Origin of the sequence: Mesorhizobium sp. M0119 (assembly GCF_040322615.1) — a bacterium.
Classification (GTDB): domain Bacteria; phylum Pseudomonadota; class Alphaproteobacteria; order Rhizobiales; family Rhizobiaceae; genus Mesorhizobium.
Genome location: NZ_JAMYTU010000040.1, coordinates 24,730 through 46,566 on the forward strand (window position 1 = coordinate 24,730; position 21,837 = coordinate 46,566).

A 21,837-nucleotide genomic window follows, 5' to 3' on the forward strand; every position below is an offset into this window, starting at 1 on the left:
CCGGCATTGTCGAAAATCGAATCCGGTTCCCGGGCCGATGCGATGGCAAACCAGCGCCGCCGCGCATTGAGGTGCGCGGCGGCCTGGCTAAGGGTCAGTCCTTGCTGATGAAGCGGGACGGATGGATATCCATCACATTGTCGTCGAAGCCGTGCAGCTTCGAGGAAACGATGTCGTGATAGCTATAGTAAAGGATCGGAATGTTGCCGACCTCATCGACGAGGATGCGCTCGGCGTTGGCGAGTTCCTTCATGCGCTCTTCGGGCTTGCCACCGGCGGCGGCGGCCTTGTCCATGGCCTCTTCGTATTTCGGGCTGTTGTAGATGGAATAGTTGTTGCCACTGGCCTTGCGGGAGATGCCAAGGAAGGTTTCCGGATCCTTGTAGTCCGCAATCCAGGCGGCACGCGCGACGTCATAGTCGCCCTTCTGCTCGAGGAACGAGTAGTGGGTCTTTGTATCGGTGTTGAGCAGGCTGACCTCGACGCCAAGCGGCTTCAGCTGTTCCTGGATGGCGACGGCGGTGTTCTTGTGGTTTTCCGAGGTGTTGTAGCGGATTTCCATCTTCAACGGATGCTCGGGCGTATAGCCGAGCTTTTCCAGGATTTTCTTGGCTTCATCCTCGCGGTCGATCTGCGACATGTCGGCGTATTTGGCCAGTGCCGGCGTGTAGCCCTCGATGCCTGGAGGCACCATCGAATAGCCGGGCAGCATCGAATTCTGCCAGACTTTTTCGGCGAGGAAGTCGCGATCGATCGCCATCGAGATGGCGTTGCGCAGTTCGACATTGTCCCACGGCGCCTTGTCGGTCTTGATCGCATAATAGTAGGTGCCGAGATATGGCCCGACACGGACCTGGTCGCCGAATTTGGCCCTGAGGTCGGCGAGCTGTTCGGTCGGCAGGTCACCGTAGCTGTCGAGTTCGCCGGCCTCGAAGCGCTTCATCGCCGACGAGCGATCCTCGGTCGGGATGTAGTTGACCACGTCGAACTTGACGCTCGCGGCGTCCCAGAATTTCGGATTCTTGACCAGCTTCAGATGGTCGTTGGGAATCCACTCCGCCGCTGTAAAGGCCCCGTTGGAGACCAGCTTGCCTGCCTTGATCCAGTCGGCGCCAAGCTTTTCGATAGACGCCTTATTAACCGGATAGGTCGCCTGATGGGTCAGCATCTCCAGGAAGTAAGGCGTTGGCGCCTTGAGCGTGACTTCGAGGGTATTTGCGTCAATCGCCTTGACGCCCATATCCTCCGGCTTGCCCTTCTTGGTGTTGACTTCCTCGGCACCCTTCACTGGATAGAGCATGGAAGCGTATTCGGCAGCGGTGGCCGGATCTTCCAGCCGACGGAACGAATAAACGAAGTCGTCCGCCGTCACCGGGCTGCCATCCGACCAGAGGCCGTCCTTGCGCAGCTTGAAGGTGTAGACAGTGCCGTCGTCGGACACCGTCCAGCTTTCGGCGGCGCCCGGAATGAGATTCGTCTTCTGGTCATGCATGACGAGGCCCTGGAACAGGTCGCGTATGATATCGGCTTCGTAGACCGTCGAGGTCTTGTGCGGATCGAGCGTCTCCGCTTCGGCGGCGGCTCCGCGGTTGTAGACGGTTTCGGCGAAAGCCGGCGTGTAGAACGTACCGGCGGCCAAGACCATGGTCGTGGCGAGTACCGTCGCCTTCAGCACATGTTTCAGCATGGAGTTCTCCCTAATGACGTCGCCCTTCAGCCACGTCTCTAAGTGTTGACGCCCCGAAACCGATTGGCTGGTTCCTTTCGAGCGCGCAGCCGGTTCCCTTTCCGGCAGCTGGTGGTCAAACAGTAACGTGGAGATTTTTTATTTCAACAGACTCTCGGGGTCACCCAAAGTAAGGCGCCGGGACAGTCGCCTTGCGAGCGGCCAATCAATGGTCGAAACCATGGGCTTGGCTGCGTTTCATCGCCCGGAAAACGCCCGTCCGGGGGAGATAATCTGGCGGATCATTTCAGTTTGCGAGAATGTATTAATTAGTTTTTAGTCAACCATGGGTTACATATTTGGGCGGGTTCGGCACATCTCTCTTAAGTTCCGTGGACAAGGGCAATGGATAAGACAGACAGTAAAACTGTCTCATTAGCGGCAAAAAACATACGCCAATTAAGGACAAAGCTACGCCTAATCGGGGACGAATCTGGAACTTCTGCGGTTGAATTCGCCCTGCTTTCACCGGTCTTTATCCTGCTCCTGCTCGGAATGGTTGCATATGGTATCTATTTTGGTGCGAGCAACTCCTTGCAGCAGATCGCCGCCGATGCCGCCCGCACTGCGATTGCCGGATTGAACCAAACCGAGCGCCAGGCGCTGGTGGCGAGTTTCGTCAAAAACAATGCCAGTGGATACCCGTTCGTCGATTCCGGCAAGCTGACCTATCAGGCGACGGACAGCACGGCCGACGGAAATCAGTTCGTCGTGTCGATCCAGTACGATGCCAGCAACCTGCCGATCTGGAACCTGTTACCAAGCGTTGCGATGCCGCAAACCACGATCTCGCGCAGGTCGACCATCAGGATTGGAGGCATTTGAAATGTCGCAGTTCTTGCTGAGGGGCATCGGCCGGATCGCTCGCTCGATGGTTGGCGAGGAGAAGGCGAACTTTGCCGTCATGACGGCGCTGATAGCGCCATTCGCGCTGGGGCTGGCGGCCTTCGCTGTCGACGAAGGTTCGATCTACACGGAGCGCAGGGAAGCCCAGGCGATGACCGATCTGGCGGCGATCACCGCGGCGTCGAACATCAACAATATGGAAGCCGCGGCGGTAACCACGCTCAGTGACAACCGAATGCCCGGCATCATTGTTCAAAAGCCGGGTGAGACAATCGTTCCCACGGTTGGGAAAACCGTCGTGTCGGTCACCGGCGGCCGATACTCAGCGGCGTCCTCCGTCGAAGTCGACAAGCGCTTCGAAGCCGGTAAAACGCCTTACAACGCCGTTCGCGTCACTCTGCAAAAAATCCCCGCCCGGTATTTCGCCAGTTCGCTCATCCCTACCCCGGTTGTCGGCACCGAAGCCATTGCCAGCGTGACCCCGCAAGCGATGTTCTCGGTCGGGTCCAGGTTGCTCAGCGTCAATGGCGGCATCCTCAACGCGCTTCTCAGCAAGCTGCTGGGCGCCAACATCTCGCTCAGCGTCATGGACTACAACGCGCTGATCTCGGCCGATGTCAACGTGCTTTCGTTCGTCGATGCCCTTGCCGTACAGTTGCAACTAACCGGTGTCAGCTATTCCGACGTGCTGGCGTCAAAAGCGACGGTAGGCCAGATCGCGACCGCCATGGCCAATGCGTCCGGGTCGGGCAGCGCCAGCAAACTTGTGCTGCAGACGATCGCATCCAGGGCCACCAACACGGTCAAGATACCCCTCAATCATCTTATCGATCTTGGCTCGATCGGTAGGCTCGGCCTCGGACAAAAGTCTCCCGGCTTTTCCGTCGACGCAAGCGCGATGGGCATGCTGGGTGCCGCCGCCTCGCTGGCCAATGGCTCAAACCAGGTCCAGGTCGATCTCGGCGCCACTATTCCGGGACTTACCTCCACCACGCTCGCCATCGCTATCGGTGAACCGATGCAATACTCACCCTGGCTGGCCGTCGGGGAAAAAGGCACCGTGGTGCGCACCGCGCAGACGCGCATCAAGCTGGTCACCACAGTCGGCATCGGCAATTCCAATCTCGGCGGCGGCATCAGTCTGCTGTCCGTCAACCTGCCTCTGCATGCCGAAGTCGCCTATGCGGAAGCCAAGCTAACCGACATCAGCTGCCCGACGGGCCGGCCGGATAGCATCAAGGTCTCGATCGCCGCGCAGCCAGGCGTGGCCTCGCTGCACCTTGCCGCCAGCGACGCCGACAACAACCCATCGGCCTTCGCCGATTTCAGCAATCCGCAATCGTTCTCCGATGCCACGATTGCACAAGTAAGCGTGAAGCTTCTGCTGCTTACCCTCAATCTGCTCGATGTGAAGGGTTCTTCATCACTTGCCATCACCAACAACGATCCGACCACATTGACGTTCGACAGCACCGATATCGCCAACAAGACGATAAAAACTGTCGCCACAAAAAACCTGACGCAATCGCTCACGACATCGTTGGTCAGCGGCCTTTCGCTCTCGGTCAATGCGCTGGGCCTCGGGCTGGACGTGACGGCCCTGCTCGGAACGGTGAAGCCGGCAGTGGTAACGGTTCTGAACGGCGTGACGGCGCCTGTCGACGCACTGGTCTATAACGTGCTTGCGGCGCTTGGTGTGCATGTCGGCGAGGCCGATGTCCGGGTTGTCGGCGCGACTTGCGGGCGCTCCGTGCTTGTTCAATGAGATGATGAAATAGAGATCAGCCGATCCGGCCGAGGAAGCAGCCTAGCGGCGACAGCGACAGAGTTCTTTCCTGCAAGACCCCGTCAGCATCGCCAAGATCTATCGGTTCTATCGCATCCAGGTCCGGCGGCAATTGCCAGTCGGCCAACTCGTCGGCGAAATTGAAGACGCAGAGCAGCTTTTCGTCACCGCCTTCTCGAACGAAAGCAAGGACGTCGCCTTCGGCATCGAGGAACCGGATCGAGCCTCGAACCAGCGCCGGATGCTGCTTGCGCAAGGCCAGCATCGCCCGGTAGCTCGCCAGGACGGACGTTTGCTCGCCGTACTGGACGTCGACCGCCCGGGCGCGATGGCTTGCCGGGATTGGAAGCCACGGCTTGCCGGTCGAAAAGCCGGCGTTGTCGACGCTAGCCTCCCAGACCATCGGCGTTCGGCACCCATCCCGCCCCTTGATTGCCGGCCAGAAGCGGACGCCGAAAGGATCGTGCAAATCCTCGAAGGCCAGTTCGGCCTCCTCCAGCCCGAGTTCTTCGCCCTGGTAAAGGCAGATCGATCCGCGCAGGCAGGAAAGCAGCGCGATCGAGAATTTTGCCACCGTGCCTGGATCGCCGGCTGGCCTTGTCCAGCGGCTGACATGGCGCACGACATCGTGGTTGGAGAATGCCCAGCAAACCCAGCCGTCGAACACCGTACTCTCGAACGCCTCGACACAGCCACGCACATGCGCCGCCGAGAATTGCGGGCCGAGCAGGTCGAAGGTGTAGGACATTTGGAGCTTGTCGCCACCGCCGGTATAGGCGGCGAGTGTCTGCAACGAACGGCTTTCGTCGCCAATCTCGCCGACCGCGGCGCGGCCTTCATATTCGTCAATCAAGGCCCGGAAGCGCCTGAGGAAAGCCAGGTTTTCCGGCTGGCTCTTGTCGAACAGATGCTCCTGGTAAAGATAGGTGCTGGTTGCCGTATTGATGCCGGCGACGCTTTCCGCCAAAGGCGGGTTGCTGCGCAGCCAGCGGTCGTGGACATAGTAGTTGACCGTGTCCAGCCGAAACCCGTCGACGCCGCGCTCGAGCCAGAACCGCACCGTTTCCAGCAAGGCGTCCTGCACCTGCGGATTGTGGAAATTAAGGTCCGGCTGCGAGGCGAGGAAATTGTGGAGGTAATATTGCCTGCGCGTTGCGTCCCATTCCCAGGCCGGGCCGCCGAAAAGCGACAGCCAGTTGTTAGGGGCGGTGCCGTCGGGCTTCGCATCGGCCCAGACGTACCAGTCGGCCTTGGGGTTGTCGCGGCTCGTGCGGCTTTCGACGAACCATTCGTGCCGATCCGACGAATGCGACAAGACCTGGTCGATGATCACCTTCAGGCCGAGCCGGTGCGCCTCGGCGATCATGGCGTCGAAGTCCTCGATCGTGCCGAACATCGGATCGACGGCGCGGTAATCCGAAACGTCGTAACCCATGTCGGCCATTGGCGACTTGAAGAAAGGCGACAGCCAGACCGCGTCGACACCGAGCGATGCGACATGGGCCAGCCTCGAGGTGATGCCGCTGAGATCGCCGCTACCGTCGCCTGTCGTGTCCTGGAAGGAGCGCGGGTAGATCTGGTAGATGACGCAGCCGCGCCACCATTCGGCATTGTCAGCCATCATGGCTCTCCCCTGCGCCCGCCCGCGCGGTCCTGCGTTCGATCATGAATATGACCGTTCGCCCAGGCACCGGCCGTGAGATATCGCCAGAATCCGTTTCGGTGGCCGTGCGCCAATGAAAACCCGCCCGTTCCGGCAGCGTGAACATGCAGGCCCGGCGGTCGCCGTTGATGATCACTGCAAGACGACTGTCCCGATCGCTAGCGAGAACCATGACCAGCCGGTGCCGCCTGGCATCGTGCCAGGCTGCCTCGTCGAGCGTCACGCCGGTTTCAGTCAGCCAGGCAACGTCTGGCATTTCCGAGCCGGCCGCTGGCTCGCCGGTGAGAAAGCTTGCGTCCAAAAGCGCCGGCACGGCACGACGCATCTTGGCGAGCAGAACGGTGTACTGCTCAAGCGCCTGGTCGCGCCCGGCCCAGTCGACCCAGGTGATGTCATTGTCCTGCGAGTAGGCGTTGTTGTTGCCGCGTTGCGTGCGGCCGAACTCGTCGCCGGCCGTCAGCATGATCGTGCCGCGCGAGGCAAAGAGCGTCGCCAGCAGCGCGCACTGGTCATCGAAACGGGCCGCAACGATCGCGCGGTCGTCGGCCTGGCCCTCGACGCCATTGTTCCAGGACAGGTTGTCGTCGTGACCATCGCGGTTCTGTTCGCCATTGGCCTCGTTGTGCTTGTGCTCATAGGCAACGATATCGGCCAGCGTCATGCCGTCATGCGCAGCGATGAAATTGACGCTGCGGCTCGTTGTCTGGCCTGCTTTGGAAAAGACGTCGGACGAACCGGCAAGCCGCGTCGCCAGCGCACCGATCATACCGCCGTCGCCGCGCCAGAAGCGGCGGATATCGTCACGGTATCTGTCGTTCCATTCCAGGAAGGGCGGCGGAAAATTGCCGAGCTGATAGCCATCCGGTCCGATGTCCCAGGGCTCGGCTACCAGCACCCGGTCGCCGAGAACAGGGTCGTTGCGAATGGCGTTCAGCAGCGGCGCATCAGCGTCGAAAATGCCGTCGACGCGGCCAAGGATCGGCGCTAGGTCGAAGCGGAACCCGTCGACACCGGCGCGCTGGACAAAGTGACGAAGTGCGTCGAGAACCATTTCCCGGACGACCGCATGATCGCACGCAACCGTACTGCCGGTTCCGGTGTCATTGACCAGAGCGCCGTCGGCCTCGTGCCGGTAGTAGGCGCGGTTGTCGAGCCCGCGCAGCGACAATGTCGGGCCGAGCCGGTCGCTTTCGCCGGTGTGGTTGAACACCAGGTCGAGGATGGTGCCGAAGCCGGCCTCACGCAGCGCGGCAACCGTGGCGCGCAACTCGGCCAGACCACCGGGCGCCAGTCGCGGATCGAGCGCCATGAAGGTCACGGGATTATAACCCCAGGCGTTGCGCAGACCGAGCGGCGGTAAATGCCGTTCGTCGATCGATGCAGTCACCGGCATCAACTCAATGGCTGCGACGCCGAGTTTTTGCAGATGCTCGATAACAAGGGGATGAGCGAGCGCTGCAATGGTGCCGCGTTGCTTCTCGGGAATGTCCGGATGCAGCTTTGTGAAGGCGCGTACCGGCACCTCGTAGATGAGGCCGCCGGGCCGAAACAGAGGCGGCAAGGCAGGCAAGGGTTCCGGCAAGGCGCCAGCAATGGCCTTCGGCATCAGCGACGCCGTGTCGGCCCCATCGCCCCGGCGCGCGGCCAGCCGGCCGTCATAGGCATAGGGCCTGTCGATCTCGACGGCATAGGGATCGGCCAGCAGCTTGTCGGGATCGAACCAGAGACCGTGTTCCGGCGCGTAGTCGCCATCGGCGCGGAACCCGTATCGGGTGCCGGCGCCGAGACCGGCAACAAAACGTGCGTGGACGCCCTCGCCTTCCGACTGGAGTTCCAGCCGGTCGACTTCGCGGTTGCCGTGTTCGTCGAAAATCGAGATCCAGATGCGCCGAGCCGACGAGGACCATGCGGCGAAGCGGATGCCTTCCTTGGTGATAGTTGCACCGAGTTGGCTCACGCGCGCTCACAGCAGCAGGTCGTAGACAGTTTGAGGCGTTGCCAGGTTAGCTCCCCCTTCTCCCCTTGTGGGAGAAGGTGTCGCCAAAGGCGACGGATGAGGGGTGCTCCAGCTTGGCGCGGACGGCATTCCTTCCAACACCCCTCATCCGTCTCGGCGCTTCGCGCCGATCCACCTTCTCCCACAAGGGGAGAAGGAAAGGCGCGCCGCTCCAAGCTCACGTAATCACGCTCGGCTTGGCGCGGCCGGTATGGCTGCGAATCCCGGCGATATCGTCGGCGGCCGCAATCAGGTCGGCAAGCGCCTCCTGGGTGTCGAGATCGTGGCGGCTGTTGTCCGGCTCGTAGCGCTCCACATAAAGACGTAGCGTCGCGCCCGAGGTGCCGGTGCCTGACAGGCGGAAGACGACGCGTGAGCCGCCTTCGAACAACACCCTGATGCCCTGGTTCTTGCTGACCGAACCGTCGACTGGATCGTGATAGGCGAAATCATCGGCGCTGGCGATCGTCATGCCGCGCACGCTGGCGCCAGGCAGCGAGCCAAGCTTGCCGCGCAATTCGTCGACAAGCGCGTTGGCGCGATCAGTCTCGACCTCCTCGTAATCGTGGCGCGAATAGTAGTTGCGCCCATACGCCGCCCAATGCTGGGTGACGATCTGCTTGGCGCTTTCGCCGCGCACGGCAAGGATGTTGAGCCACAAAAGCACGGCCCACAGGCCGTCCTTTTCGCGGACATGGTTGGAGCCGGTCCCGGCACTCTCCTCGCCGCAGATCGTTGCCATACCAGCATCGAGCAAATTGCCGAAAAACTTCCAGCCGGTTGGCGTCTCGTAGATGCCGATGCCGAGCTTTTCGGCGACGCGGTCGGCAGCACCGCTGGTCGGCATCGAACGGGCGATGCCTTTCAGCCCGGCCTTGTAGCCCGGAGCCAGATGGGCATTGGCAGCGAGCATCGCCACCGAATCCGACGGGGTGATGAAAATGCCCTTGCCAATGATCAGGTTGCGGTCGCCATCGCCATCCGAGGCGGCGCCAAAGTCTGGCGCATCCGGCCCCATCATCTCGTCGTAGAGGTATTTTGCATGCACCAGATTGGGATCGGGATGGTGGCCGCCGAAATCCGGCAGCGGGATAAAATTGCGGGCGGTGCCGTTCGGCGCACCTAGCCGGTTTTCGAGGATCTCCTTGGCGTAGGGGCCGGTCACCGCATGCATGGCATCGAAGCGCATGCGGAAGCCCGATTTGAACAGCGCCCGCAAGGCATCGAAATCGAACAGGCTTTCCATCAGTTCGGCATAGTCGGTGACCGGATCGATGATTTCGACGGTCATGTCAGCCGCCTTGACCGTGCCGATCGTGTCGATGTCGACCGGCCCGATATCGGCGATCCTGAAGCTCGAAATCGCCTTGGTTTTTTCGAAGATCGCGTCGGTCAGCTTTTCCGGCGCCGGGCCGCCATTGCCGGCATTGTACTTGATGCCGAAATCCTCATGCGGGCCACCCGGATTGTGGCTGGCCGACAGGATGATGCCGCCGAAGGTCTTGTATTTGCGGATAACATGCGAAGCGGCCGGCGTCGACAGGATGCCGCCCTGCCCGACCATCACCTTGCCGAAGCCGTTTGCCGCAGCCATGGCGATGGCCTTCTGGATGACCTCGCGGTTATAGAAGCGGCCGTCGCCGCCGATCACCAGGGTTTTTCCCTCGAATCCGTCCAGCGCGTCGAAGATCGACTGGATGAAGTTCTCGGCATAGTGCTCCTGCTGGAACACCGGGACCTTTTTACGCAGCCCGGAGGTGCCGGGCTTCTGGTCGGGATAGGGTTTGGTGGCGATAGTGCGGATCATCAGTCAGGCAGCCCTTTTCGAAAGCAGCAAGCGATAGAGTTCGACATATTTTTCGGCGCTTTTGTCCCACGACACGTCGGCCTTCATGCCTTGCCGCTGCATCGACGTCCACACCGCGGGATTGGCATGCGCCTCGACAAGGCGGCGGACGGCGTGCAGCAAGGCGCCGGCATTGGCGGGGGCAAACTGGAAACCGGTCGCCACGCCGGCCGAGATGGCGGCTTCGTTGGCATCGATGACCGTGTCGGCAAGGCCGCCGGTGCGGGCGACGACCGGCACACAGCCATAGCGCAGGCCGTAAAGCTGTGTCAGCCCGCAAGGTTCGAAGCGCGACGGGATGATGATGGCGTCGCAGCCGCCCTGCATGGTGTGGGAGAGTCCCTCGTCATAGCCGACGACGACGCCGATGCGACCACGATGGCGGGCTGCGGCGGCAAGCAACGCGCCTTCCAGCCCAGCGTCGCCAGACCCAAGGATTGCCAGCCGTGCACCTGCCGCGACAATGCCATCGACGGCCGCCGCCAGTATGTCCATGCCCTTTTGCCAGGTCAGCCGGCTGACCACGCAGACGATCGGGCTATCATCGCGATCGAGGCTGAAACGGTCCTCGACCGCGGCCTTGTTGGGCATTCGCGCCTTAAGCGTCTTTGCCGTGTAATTGGAGACCAGATGCTTGTCGGTTTCCGGGTTCCAGATCTCGGTATCGATGCCGTTGACGATGCCATGGAGATCGACGGAGCGCATGTTGATCAGGCCGTCGAGGCCCATGCCGAATTCGGGCAAGCGGATTTCCTGCGCATAGGTCGGGCTGACCGTGGTGATCGCCCAGGCGGCCTGCAGGCCGGCCTTGAGGAAGCCGACGCCGCCATAATATTCGACGCCGTCGAGCGCCATCGCCGGTGCCGGCAGGCCAAGCTCGCCAAAAATGCCGGCGCCGAACTGGCCCTGGAAGGCGAGGTTGTGCACGGTGATCATCGACGGCGTGCCGACCGCCTTGCCGTAGCGCATGTAGGCGAGCGTCATCGCCGACTGCCAGTCATGGGCATGGACGATATCGGGCAGGTAGCCTGAGATCGCGCCGCCGGCAATATCACCGCCTACCTGGCTCAAGGCCGCGAACCGCCGCCAATTGTCCGGCCAATCGGCGCCGGTCGCGTTGCCGTATGGGCCGCCGGGGCGGTCGAAAAGATGCGGCGCGTCAAGCACGAACAGGTCGAGCCCGGCGATCTGGACGGCATGCACCGAAGCCTTGCCGCCCTGCAGCAATGAATATTGCTGAACCGCCTTCTTTTTCCTGAAGGCGCCCATCACCTGGGGATAGCCGGGGACGAGCGTGCGCATGGTGACGCCGTTGCCGGCCAACGCCACGGGCAAGGCGCCAGTCACGTCGGCGAGCCCTCCGGTCTTGACCAGCGGAAAGATCTCGGGCGCCACCGACAGAACCTGCATGCACTACGATCCCAGCCTGTTGATCATGTCCTGCGTGACGAGGCAGATGCCTTTTTCCGAAACGCGGAAACGCTTGGCGTCGAGGACAGGATCCTCGCCGACCACCAGCCCCTCCGGGATCCTGACGCCGTGATCGATGACCACGCGCTTCAGCCTGGCGTTGCGGCCGACATGGACGTCGGGCAGCATGACGACCTCCTCCAGCGTCGAATAGGAATTGATGCGCGCGCCGGTGAAGATCAGACTTCGCTTCAGCGAAGCGCCCGAAACGATGCAATCGCCCGACACGAGAGACGACACCGCCGACCCGCGGCGGCCATCCTCGTCATGCACGAACTTTGCCGGCGGCTTCAACTCGGCGTAAGTCCAGATCGGCCAGTCGCGGTCGTAGAGGTCGAGTTCCGGCGTGATGTCGGTCAGGTCGATATTGGCTTCCCAATAGGCATCGACCGTGCCGACGTCGCGCCAATAGGCCTCGTTCTCGGCGGTCGAGCGCACGCATGATTTGGCGAAACGATGGGCGATCGCCTTTCCGTGTTCGACGATGTAAGGGATGATGTCCTTGCCGAAGTCGCGGCTCGAGCCGGGCTCCGCCGCATCGCGACGCAATTGCTCCATCAGGAACTTGGTCTTGAACACATAGATGCCCATCGAGGCCAGCGCAAAATCCGGCTTGTCGGGAATGCCCGGCGGATCGGCGGGCTTTTCGATGAAGGAGATGATGGTGTCCTTGTTGTCGACATGCATGACGCCGAAGCCGGTGGCTTCCATACGCGGCACTTCGAGGCAGCCGACGGTGACATCGGCGCCGGCCTCTACATGCTGGCGCAGCATCAATTCGTAGTCCATTTTGTAGACATGGTCGCCGGCCAGGATGACCATGTATTCCGGCCCATAGGCCTCGATGATGTCGATGTTCTGGTACACGGCGTCGGCGGTGCCCTCATACCACTGTGTTTCCGACACACGCTGGCTGGCCGGCAAAATGTCGAAGCTCTCGTTGCGCTCAGGCCGCAGGAAGTTCCAACCGCGCTGCAGATGGCGGATCAGCGAATGCGCCTTGTACTGGGTGGCGACGCCGAGGCGGCGGATACCGGAATTGAGCGCATTGGAGAGCGCGAAATCGATGATGCGGGTCTTGCCGCCGAAATAGACCGCCGGCTTGGCGCGGCGGTCGGTCAGTTCCTTGAGCCGGCTGCCACGGCCGCCGGCCAGCACATAAGCCATGGCGTCGCGTGCCAGCGGCTGTGTTCGTTTTATTTCAGCCATTCCTATCCTCCCAGGTTAGATGCTCCAGACATAGCTCAGTCCGGGACGAATTCGAGCATGATCGTCGACAGCGGCGGCAAAAGCATCGTCGCCGAAATGCCTCCTCCTTCCGCCCGAGCCTCGACGCCGCCGCTATTGCCCTTGCCGGAACCGCCATAATCCGTGGCATCGGTGTTGATGATCTCGCGCCATTTTCCGGCCTGCGGCAACGGCACGCGGTAATTGTCGCGCGGCACCGGCGTGAAGTTGGAAATGACGGCGACCGGATTGCCGCCCGGCGCGCTGCGTAGCCAGGCAAATACCGAGTTCGCGCTGTCGTCGACGATCAGCCAGGAAAAGCCCTCCGGCTCGCAGTCGCGGGCATGCAGCGCCGGGCGCGAGCGGTAAAGATAGTTCAGATCGCGCACCGTCTGCCAGACGCCACGGTGGAGCCGGAAATCGAGCAGGTTCCAGTCGAGCGCGCGCGCCTCGCTCCACTCGCGGCGCTGTGCGAACTCCTGGCCCATGAACAACAGCTTCTTGCCGGGATAACCCCACATGAAGGCGTAGTAGGCGCGCAGCGTCGCGAATTTCTGCCAGTCGTCGCCGGCCATCTTGTTGAGCAGCGTGCCCTTGCCGTGCACCACTTCGTCATGGGACAGCGGCAGCACGAAATTCTCGCTGAAGGCGTAGACCAGGCCGAAGGTGATGTCGTTGTGGTGATGCTTGCGGAAAATCGGCTCCTTGGAGAAATACTCCAAAGTGTCGTGCATGAAGCCCATGTTCCATTTGAAACCGAAGCCCAGTCCGCCTTCATGCACCGGCTGCGAGACTTTCGGCCACGAGGTCGATTCCTCGGCGATGGTCATCACACCCGGATGGTGGCCGTAGACCTCCTTGTTCATACGCTGCAGGAAGCTGACCGCTTCGAGATTCTCGCGCCCGCCCTTCTCGTTGGGAATCCATTCACCGGCCTTACGCGAATAATCGAGATAAAGCATCGAGGCGACCGCATCGACGCGCAGACCGTCGACGTGATATTTCTCTGCCCAGAACAGCGCATTGTTGACCAGGAACGAAATCACCTCGCGACGACCGAAATTATAGATCGCGGTGTTCCAGTCGGGATGGAAGCCCTTGCGCGGATCGGCATGTTCGTAGAGTGCGGTGCCGTCGAACTTTGCCAGACCGTGTTCGTCAACCGGGAAATGCGCCGGCACCCAGTCGAGGATGACGCCGATGCCGGCGCGGTGAGCACCGTCGACGAAGCGGGCAAAACCGTCCGGATCGCCAAAGCGGGCAGTCGGCGCATAGAGACCCGTCGTCTGGTAGCCCCAGGACGGGTCATAAGGGTGTTCGGAGATCGGCATGAATTCGATGTGGGTAAAACCGGTCTCGACCACGTAAGGGATCAGCCTGTCGGCGAGCTCGTCCCACGACAGGAAGCTGCCGTCGTCGTGAAGCCGCCATGACCCGGCATGGACCTCGTAAATCGATACGGCTTCGCGCCTGTGGTCGGCATTGCGCCAGTAGTTCCGGTGCGCCTCGTCGCCCCATTCATGCGCCGGCGGCAATGCCGTCACCGAGGCGGTGGCCGGGCGCAGTTCGGACTTGAAGGCGAACGGATCTGCCTTGAGCGGCAATCTCACGCCATCCGGCCCGATGATCTCGTACTTATACGGGCGGCCAGCGCCGATGTCGGGAATGAACAGCTCCCAGATGCCGGTGTCGCGGCGGACGCGCATGGTGTGCCTGCGGCCGTCCCACTCGTTGAAGTCGCCGACCACCGAGACGCGCCTTGCATTGGGCGCCCACACCGCAAAATGCACGCCCGATGCACCTTCATGGTCGATGAGATGGGCGCCGAGCTTGTCGAACAGCCTGAGATGCGATCCTTCGGCGATGTAATAATCGTCCAGCGGGCCGAGCACGGGGCCGAAGGAATATGGATCGGTCAGCCACCAGTCACCGCCGGAATTCCTGGCATGATAGCGCAGCGGCTGGCGTTTGCGCAGCGACAGTTTGCCTTCGAAGAAACCGCGATCGTCGCGTCTCGACAGCTCGCCGGCCTTCTTGCCGGTCAGCGTGTAGGCGGTGACGACCTCGGCATGAGGGACGAAGCAGCGGGCGACAAAGCCCTTCCCCGCCTCATGCACGCCGAGCACGGCAAACGGGTCGCCATGCGTGCCGGCGACAATCGCCGCGACATCGCCGGCTGGCGCCAGTCCGTCCGGCCCGCTTGTCGCAACGGTCGCGCGCGGCTTGCTCATCAGGCAGTGTCCCTCCTCGGGCACCAAGTGTGTGTTTCTAGTGAAGTTTTGAATTCGACAGTCGCAGGCCGCCTGACCTTCCAAGGGATGCGAAGGTCAAATCACTCCACTAGGGCCACATTGTTCCTGGTCTCATGCAATCACATCAGGCGGGCACGTGCCAGATGTCTTTCGCATATTGGCGGATCGTGCGGTCGGACGAGAACCAGCCGACGCGGGCGACATTGCGGATCGCTCTGGCGTACCAGTCCGGGCTGTTGCGCCAGACGGCATCGACGTCGCGCTGGGTGGCGGCGTAGGCATCGAAATCCGCAGCGACCATGAACCAGTCGCTCTGGTAAAGGCCGTTGATCAGGTCGCGATAACGGTCCGGATCGCCAGGCGAAAAGACCCCGGACGAAACCGCGGCAAGCGCCTGCGCCAATTCAGGCGATCCCTCGATTACGACGCGCGGATCGTAACCATTGTTGCGCCGCTCGGCGACTTCCTCTGTGGTCAGGCCGAAGATGAAGATGTTGTCGTCGCCGACACATTCCTTGATCTCGACGTTGGCGCCGTCGAGCGTGCCGATGGTCAGCGCGCCGTTCAGCGCGAACTTCATATTGCCGGTGCCGGACGCTTCCATGCCGGCGGTCGATATCTGCTCCGAAAGATCGGCGGCCGGCATCATGATCTCGGCAAGGCTGACATTGTAGTTCGGCACGAACACCACTTTCAGCAAACCGCGCACCGCCGGGTCGCGGTTGATGACCCGGGCGACGTCGTTGGCAAGTTTGATGATCAGCTTGGCGTTGTGATAGCTGGGCGCCGCCTTGCCGCCGAAGAATTTGACGCGGGGCATCCAGTCGCGCTCCGGATGCGAGCGGATCTGGTCGTAAAGCGCGACCGCTTCGAGAATGTTCAAGAGCTGGCGCTTGTATTCGTGGATGCGCTTGACCTGGATGTCGAACAGCGCCGAGGGGTCGACCTTGATACCGAGGCGGTCGGCAACGAGATTGGCAAGCCTCGTCTTGTTCGCCCGTTTGACAGCGGCGAACTTGTCGCGGAAGGCGGCGTCCTCGGCGAAAGGATCAAGCCGCTTTATCTCGTTGATGTCGTCGAGGAAACCGTCGCCGATCGCCTCTCGGGTGAGTGCCGTGAGGCCGGGATTGCACTGTATCAGCCAGCGCCGCGGCGTGATCCCGTTGGTCTTGTTGTTGATGCGGTCCGGGTAGAGCTTGTGAAGGTCGGCAAACACCGTCTCCTTCATCAGCTCGGTATGCAGTGCCGAGACGCCGTTGATCGAGTGCGAGCCGACAAAGGCCAGATTGCCCATGCGCACGCGGCGATCGCCATTTTCCTGGATCAGCGAGATGCGGCCGATCTGTTCGTCCGAGAACTGGTCGGAGGCGCGCGCCTCGAGCAACACCTCGGCGTTGATGGCGTAGACGATCTGCATGTGACGCGGCAACAGTCGCTCGAACAATGGCACCGGCCAGCTTTCGAGCGCCTCGGGGAGCAGCGTGTGATTGGTGTAGCCGAAGGTGCGCTTGGTGATGCGCCAGGCCTCGTCGAAATCCATGCCGTGGACATCCATCAGCAGGCGCATCAGCTCGGGGACGGCGATGGCCGGGTGGGTGTCGTTCAGGTGAATCGCCGCCTTGTCGGGCAGCGATTGCAGGTCGCCATACTGGCTGAGATGACGCTGGACGATGTCCTGCAGCGAGGCGGTGGAGAAGAAATACTCCTGCCTGAGCCGCAACTCCTGGCCCGCCTTGTGGGAATCGGCCGGGTAAAGGACGCGCGACAACGCATCGGCCTTGTTGCTTTCGGCGAGCGCACCGATGTGATCGCCGGCGTTGAACTTGTCGAGCAGGATCGGGTCGACCGGCATGCCGGACCACAGACGCAGCGTGTTGACGCGGTTGGCCCGCCAGCCGACAACCGGCGTATCATAGGCGACTGCCAGAACATGTTCGGTCGGCTTCCAGACGTGCCGCTCCAGCCGGCCGTCCTTCGAGGTGACCGATTCCACCGAGCCGCCGAAGCCGACCTCGAAGGAGCGTTCGCGGCGCTCGAACTCCCAGGGGTTGCCGTGATCGAGCCATGTCTCGGGCAGCTCCACCTGCCAGCCGTCATGGATCTCCTGCCGGAACATGCCGTTGGCGTAGCGGATGCCGTAGCCATGCGCGGGGATATTGACGGTAGCCATACTTTCCATGAAGCAGGCGGCGAGCCGGCCAAGACCGCCATTGCCAAGGGCAGCGTCCGGTTCGAGCGCGGCAATGATGTCGAGGTCGACGCCAAGCGACGACAGCGCCTCGCGCATATTGTCCATCAGGCCGAGATTGGAGAAGGCATCGCGCATCAGGCGGCCGATGAGGAATTCCAGCGACAGGTAGTAGACGCGCTTTTCCTGCTGGGCGTAGGCCTCTTGGGTCGCCTGCATCCAGTGATCGACGATGCGGTCGCGCACAACCTTGATCGAGGCGGTGAGCCAATCGTACTGTGTTGCAACGTTGGTGCCCTTACCGACCCTGTATTTGAGGGCCTGCAAGACTTCCTCGGCGAGCGTCTTGGGATCCGGGTTTTCGAGCGTGGGCAGAGGAGCTTCGGTTGTCATCGCGCGCGTCATGCTGCCTCTCGTGAAATTGCCAGGATCATGCGGCTTTCACCATCTCTGCCAATGCTAATGCATCCCACCGGATGTTCAATCGATTCAGGCGACCGCGAGCCGGGTTGCCCTGCGGCAATTTGGCATTTTAAAACAGCGTGTTTGGGTCCCTCAGCGATGGGTTTCAAGTTCTTGCTCAAGCCGCCAGCGCCGCTTCCGGCGGCACCTTGGCGCCGGTCATGAAGGCGACCGCGTCGGACATCGTATACTGCTTCGGATCGATGACGCACAGGCGACGGCCGAGCCGGTGAATGTGGATGCGGTCCGCCACCTCGAAGACATGCGGCATGTTGTGTGAAATCAGCACGATCGGCAGGCCTCGGCGTTTGACGTCGAGTATCAGTTCGAGCACGCGGCGGCTCTCCTTGACGCCGAGCGCGGCCGTCGGCTCATCCATGATAACCATCTTCGAGCCGAAGGCGGCGGCGCGCGCCACTGCCACGCCCTGGCGCTGGCCGCCCGAGAGCGTTTCGACCGCCTGGCTGATGTTCTGGATGGTCATCAGGCCAAGTTCGGTGAGCTTGTCGCGGGCACGCTTTTCCATCGCCGGACGGTCGAGCATGCGCAGCCAGCTGCCAAGAAAGCCCGGCTTGCGGATCTCGCGGCCAAGGAACATGTTGTCGGCGATGGACAGCGCCGGCGACAGAGCCAGGTTCTGATAGACCGTCTCGATGCCGGCCTCGCGGGCCTCCATCGGCGATTTGAAGGCAATAGGCTTGCCTTCAAGCCGGATCTCGCCTTCGTCGGGGGTGACGGCTCCGGAAATCGCCTTGATAAGCGACGACTTGCCGGCGCCGTTGTCGCCGATGACAGCAAGGATTTCGCCCGGATAGAGGTCGAAGTCGGCGCTGTCGAGAGCGGTGACGCGGCCATAGCGCTTGACCAGGCTGCGGGCGGTAAGGATCGGTTCCTGAGTCTGGTTCATGCCGAGATCTTCCTGATCCACTGGTCGATACCAACAGCGATGATGATAAGGGCGCCGACGGACAATTGCGTCCATTGGGGATCTGTCCCCCAAAGCCTGAGGCCGAGCGCGAACACCCCGACGATCAGCGCACCGAAGATGGTCCCGAGGATGGAACCGCGGCCGCCGAACAGCGATGTGCCGCCAATCACCACGGCGGTAATCGAATTGATGTTCTCGAACTGCCCGGCCTGCGGCGAGACCGATCCGATGCGTCCGATCAAGGCCCAGCCGGCGATGGCACAAATGATGCCAGTCAGCGTATAGACCGTGACCAGCATCCGGCTGACGCGCACCCCCGACAGTTCCGCGGCTTCCGGGTCGTCGCCGACTGCGTAGACATGCCGGCCCCATGCCGTGTGATTGAGCACGTACCAGGCAATTGCCCCCATGATCAGCACCAACAGCACGCCATAGGTGAAGACGGCGCCGCCGATCCTGAACGAGCCGCCGAAAAACTGCAGCAGCGGTGCCGTTGCCTCGAGATCCTGGCTGCGGATGGTCTCGTTGCCGGAATAGATGAAGTTGATGGCAGCGTAGATCGACCAGGTGCCGAGCGTCACGATGAAGGGCGGCAGTTTCACCCAGGCGATGAGAACGCCGTTGATCAAGCCGCAAATCGCGCCGACAAGCAGCCCGACGGCAACGGCGACCGGCGCTGGAACACCGTAATGCATGGCAAACTGGCCCATAACAACCGAGCTCAGCACCATGATGGCGCCGACTGACAGGTCGATGCCAGCGGTGAGCACCACCAGTGTCTGCGCGATGCCGACCATGCCTGTTATCGCCACCTGCTGGAGGATCAGGGTGAGGGTGAAGGGAGAAAAGAAGCGGCCACCGACGACGACTGCGAACAGAACCACCGAGATGAGCAGGATGATCAGCGGCACCATGGCGGGGCTTTTGTGCAAGCGGTGCTGGATGCTCTCCAATGTCGAGCGGGAATGCGTCTCGAATGAAGCGACGCTGGCGTCGCTGGCGGCCAGGCCCGTCTCGAATTCCTGCGGTCCCTTGCTCCTGGTTGTTTCGACGCTCAAGTCGGCCTCCCCGCCTGTGATGTGGAGCGGCCGAAACCGCTCCACATTCTCTATTGTTGTTTTGAAGTTGAGCCGATCAGGGGATCAAATCAACCCCAGCACTTGCTGAGGCCTTGCTTCGTGTCGATGGATTCGATGCCGGCGGCAGGCTTGTCGGTGATCAGCGTGACGCCGGTGTTGTAGAAATCCAGACCGGGCGACGGCTCCGGCTTCTTGCCGGTGTCGGCAAAGGTCTTGATCGCTTCGATGCCGAGCGAGGCCATGAGCAGTGGATATTGTTGTGAAGTGGCGCCGATCACGCCCTCGGCAACGTTCTTGACACCAGGGCAGCCGCCATCGACCGAGACAATCAGGACGTCCTTCTCCTTGCCGACTGCCTTCAGCGCCTGGTAGGCGCCCGCGGCCGCAGGTTCGTTGATGGTGTAGACGACGTTGATATCCGGATCCTTCTGGAGGCAATTCTCCATGGCAGTATGCCCGCCATCCTCATTGCCGCTCGACAGATCATGACAGACGTTGCGTGCGTCGGTTTCGTCGCCGATCTTCTTGGGATCGCCGAGGTCGATGCCGAAGCCCTTCATGAAGCCTTGATCACGCTGGACGTCGACGGAGGGCTGGCTGGCGATCAGATCCATGTAGGCGATGTGCGCATCCTTGGCCTTGTCGCCCAAGGTAGCCTTTGCCCAGGAGCCGATAAGCTCGCCGGCCTTGAAATTGTCGGTCGCAAACGTCGCATCCGCGGCATCGGCAGGCTCGAGCTGCGTGTCGAGAGCGATCACCAGCACCCCTGCATCGCGCGCCTTCTTCACCGCCGGCACGATGGCCGCAGTGTCGGTGGCGGTGATCAAAATGCCCTTGGCGCCGTCGGCGATGCAGGATTCGATCGCCGCAACCTGGCCCTCATTGTCACCTTCCGCCTTGCCGGCATAGGCTTTCAGATCGACACCGATTTCCTTGGCTTTCGCGGCGGCACCCTCCTTCATCTTGACGAAGAAGGGGTTGGTGTCGGTCTTGGTGATCAGGCAAGCACTGACATTGGCTGCGGACGCGGTCGATGCAAACGCAATCAAGCTCAGACCGGCCGCCGCAAACACGGTGGATTTCAACAGTTTTGACGTGGTCACGATTTTCCTCCCATGGAACCATTTAGGATGCCGGCCAACCGGCATCTGCAGCGCGTCCGACGAAATCTCCCAGTGTCGACGCCGACTTCAAGAGACACCACTCCGCCAGCACTGTCAATAATTAAATCACTCTTATTTATTATTGACAATGCAGGATTGTTCACTCACTCTAGACCAAAAGCATTGAGGGGAAACGACGGGAGGAACAGGGGTGGAGACCGGCATTACAAGGCACGGCTCGCCCGATGCGGCCGAAAGCCGCCTGCACCGCGGCACCAATCAAAGTGGCATGCGGGACCACAATGAGCGGCTGGTTCTGTCGCTGGTGCGCCAGCACGGCAGCCTGGCCAAATCCGACATTGCGCGCATGACCGGCCTTTCGGCGCAGACAGTGTCAGTCATCATGCGCGAGCTGGAGGAGGACGACCTGCTCGTCCGGCAGGCGCCCTTGCGCGGCAAGATTGGCCAGCCCTCGATACCCATGGCGCTCAATCCCGACGGCGCCTATTTCATCGGCCTGAAGATCGGCCGCCGCAGCGCCGAGCTGGTGCTGATCGATTTCCTCGGCAATGTGCGCTCGATGCTGCAGCATTCCTACCGCTACCCTGCCCCGCGCGAGACGGTGGAATTCGTCACAAGCGGCATGAAAAAGATGCGCGGCGAACTCACCCCTGCGCAGGATAAACGCATCGCCGGGCTTGGCATCGCCATGCCGTTCGAATTGTGGAACTGGGCCGACACCGCCGGCGCGCCGCGTGAAATCATGGACGAATGGCGCCATCGCGACATCCGCGCCGACATCCAGGCGCAATGCGAATTTCCAGTCTATCTGCAAAACGACGCCACGTCGGCCTGCGGGGCCGAGCTCGTGTTCGGCCAGGCGGCGGGCGCGGCGCGCGATTTCGTCTATTTCTATATCGGCGCCTTTGCCGGCGGCGGCATCGTGCTCAATGGCCGGCTTTTTGGCGGCCCAACCGGCAATGCCGGCGCGCTGGGCTCGATGCCGGTGCCCGGGCCGGACGGCAAGCCGACCCAGCTGATCGACGTGGCGTCGATCGCCATGCTGGAAAAGGCGCTCAACGCGCGCGGCGTCGAGGCCTCGCATCTGTGGACCTCACCGGAGGACTGGGGCGCGATCCGCGCCCCACAAGACCCCAGGCTAACCACCGCCCCCCAGCCCCTCACCGATTCCCACCGTGGGGCGTGCGCGGGCCTCGATTTAGCACCCCCCGGGCAAGCCCGCTTGCTGCCCCGCGCCCGGCGCC

At 61.9% G+C, this 21,837-nt stretch carries 14 protein-coding genes; 3 read left to right on the forward strand and 11 right to left on the reverse strand.

Annotation, left to right across the window (positions count from 1 at the left end; translation table 11 throughout):
- Nucleotides 1-94 precede the first annotated feature (94 nt).
- Nucleotides 95-1,687 carry a peptide ABC transporter substrate-binding protein gene (locus NKJ40_RS26050; RefSeq protein ID WP_352468532.1) on the reverse strand — a complete coding sequence of 531 codons (1,593 nt, stop codon included), beginning with the start codon at nucleotides 1,685-1,687 and terminating at the stop codon, nucleotides 95-97.
- A gap of 384 nt (nucleotides 1,688-2,071) precedes the next feature.
- Here NKJ40_RS26050 and NKJ40_RS26055 point away from each other — a divergent pair, with 384 nt between their 5' ends.
- On the forward strand, nucleotides 2,072-2,551 hold the full coding sequence (locus NKJ40_RS26055; RefSeq protein ID WP_352468533.1) for a TadE/TadG family type IV pilus assembly protein: 480 nt from the start codon (nucleotides 2,072-2,074) through the stop codon (nucleotides 2,549-2,551).
- A gap of 1 nt (nucleotide 2,552) precedes the next feature.
- Nucleotides 2,553-4,337 carry a pilus assembly protein TadG-related protein gene (locus NKJ40_RS26060; protein WP_352468534.1) on the forward strand — a complete coding sequence of 595 codons (1,785 nt, stop codon included), beginning with the start codon at nucleotides 2,553-2,555 and terminating at the stop codon, nucleotides 4,335-4,337.
- A gap of 16 nt (nucleotides 4,338-4,353) precedes the next feature.
- Here NKJ40_RS26060 and bglA read toward each other — a convergent pair whose 3' ends face one another.
- The 10 genes from bglA to NKJ40_RS26110 form a co-directional block, all read right to left on the reverse strand.
- Nucleotides 4,354-5,982 carry a beta-galactosidase BglA gene (gene bglA, locus NKJ40_RS26065; protein ID WP_352468535.1) on the reverse strand — a complete coding sequence of 543 codons (1,629 nt, stop codon included), beginning with the start codon at nucleotides 5,980-5,982 and terminating at the stop codon, nucleotides 4,354-4,356.
- Nucleotides 5,972-7,978 (reverse strand): glycogen debranching protein GlgX, encoded by a 2,007-nt coding sequence (glgX, locus tag NKJ40_RS26070; protein ID WP_352468536.1) that lies wholly within the window; start codon nucleotides 7,976-7,978, stop codon nucleotides 5,972-5,974. The genes bglA and glgX overlap by 11 nt, the downstream gene beginning before the upstream one ends.
- Before the next feature lie 217 nt (nucleotides 7,979-8,195).
- On the reverse strand, nucleotides 8,196-9,824 hold the full coding sequence (locus tag NKJ40_RS26075; RefSeq protein ID WP_352468537.1) for an alpha-D-glucose phosphate-specific phosphoglucomutase: 1,629 nt from the start codon (nucleotides 9,822-9,824) through the stop codon (nucleotides 8,196-8,198).
- 3 nt (nucleotides 9,825-9,827) lie between these two features.
- A complete protein-coding gene (gene glgA / locus NKJ40_RS26080) occupies nucleotides 9,828-11,273 on the reverse strand; it encodes a glycogen synthase GlgA (protein WP_292653627.1) in 1,446 nt (481 codons plus the stop codon).
- A gap of 3 nt (nucleotides 11,274-11,276) precedes the next feature.
- Entirely contained in the window at nucleotides 11,277-12,542 is a 1,266-nt protein-coding gene (gene glgC, locus NKJ40_RS26085) for a glucose-1-phosphate adenylyltransferase (RefSeq protein ID WP_352468538.1), read from the reverse strand.
- A gap of 35 nt (nucleotides 12,543-12,577) precedes the next feature.
- A complete protein-coding gene (glgB, locus tag NKJ40_RS26090) occupies nucleotides 12,578-14,791 on the reverse strand; it encodes a 1,4-alpha-glucan branching protein GlgB (RefSeq protein ID WP_352468539.1) in 2,214 nt (737 codons plus the stop codon).
- A 145-nt stretch (nucleotides 14,792-14,936) separates the two neighbouring features.
- Nucleotides 14,937-17,405, reverse strand: coding sequence for a glycogen/starch/alpha-glucan phosphorylase (locus NKJ40_RS26095; RefSeq protein ID WP_352468540.1), 2,469 nt, complete (start codon nucleotides 17,403-17,405; stop codon nucleotides 14,937-14,939).
- Nucleotides 17,406-17,580: 175 nt separating this feature from the next.
- On the reverse strand, nucleotides 17,581-18,369 hold the full coding sequence (locus NKJ40_RS26100; RefSeq protein WP_352468541.1) for an ATP-binding cassette domain-containing protein: 789 nt from the start codon (nucleotides 18,367-18,369) through the stop codon (nucleotides 17,581-17,583).
- Entirely contained in the window at nucleotides 18,366-19,448 is a 1,083-nt protein-coding gene (locus NKJ40_RS26105) for an ABC transporter permease (RefSeq protein ID WP_352468542.1), read from the reverse strand. The genes NKJ40_RS26100 and NKJ40_RS26105 overlap by 4 nt, the downstream gene beginning before the upstream one ends.
- 89 nt (nucleotides 19,449-19,537) lie before the next feature.
- Nucleotides 19,538-20,554: a sugar ABC transporter substrate-binding protein gene (locus NKJ40_RS26110; protein WP_352468544.1), complete on the reverse strand. Its 1,017-nt coding sequence runs from the start codon at nucleotides 20,552-20,554 to the stop codon at nucleotides 19,538-19,540.
- A gap of 229 nt (nucleotides 20,555-20,783) precedes the next feature.
- Here NKJ40_RS26110 and NKJ40_RS26115 point away from each other — a divergent pair.
- The coding region (locus tag NKJ40_RS26115) for an ROK family transcriptional regulator (RefSeq protein WP_352468543.1) at nucleotides 20,784-21,837 on the forward strand (1,054 nt) is incomplete at its 3' end.

What these genes read in the sequence shown, in the direction of transcription:
- NKJ40_RS26050 (WP_352468532.1), bottom strand. Translation starts at nt 1,687, where the DNA reads ATGCTGAAACATGTGCTGAAGGCGACGGTACTCGCCACGACCATGGTC.
- NKJ40_RS26055 (WP_352468533.1), top strand. Translation starts at nt 2,072, where the DNA reads ATGGATAAGACAGACAGTAAAACTGTCTCATTAGCGGCAAAAAACATA.
- NKJ40_RS26060 (WP_352468534.1), top strand. Translation starts at nt 2,553, where the DNA reads ATGTCGCAGTTCTTGCTGAGGGGCATCGGCCGGATCGCTCGCTCGATG.
- bglA (WP_352468535.1), bottom strand. Translation starts at nt 5,982, where the DNA reads ATGATGGCTGACAATGCCGAATGGTGGCGCGGCTGCGTCATCTACCAG.
- NKJ40_RS26075 (WP_352468537.1), bottom strand. Translation starts at nt 9,824, where the DNA reads ATGATCCGCACTATCGCCACCAAACCCTATCCCGACCAGAAGCCCGGC.
- glgA (WP_292653627.1), bottom strand. Translation starts at nt 11,273, where the DNA reads ATGCAGGTTCTGTCGGTGGCGCCCGAGATCTTTCCGCTGGTCAAGACC.
- glgC (WP_352468538.1), bottom strand. Translation starts at nt 12,542, where the DNA reads ATGGCTGAAATAAAACGAACACAGCCGCTGGCACGCGACGCCATGGCT.
- glgB (WP_352468539.1), bottom strand. Translation starts at nt 14,791, where the DNA reads ATGAGCAAGCCGCGCGCGACCGTTGCGACAAGCGGGCCGGACGGACTG.
- NKJ40_RS26095 (WP_352468540.1), bottom strand. Translation starts at nt 17,405, where the DNA reads ATGACGCGCGCGATGACAACCGAAGCTCCTCTGCCCACGCTCGAAAAC.
- NKJ40_RS26100 (WP_352468541.1), bottom strand. Translation starts at nt 18,369, where the DNA reads ATGAACCAGACTCAGGAACCGATCCTTACCGCCCGCAGCCTGGTCAAG.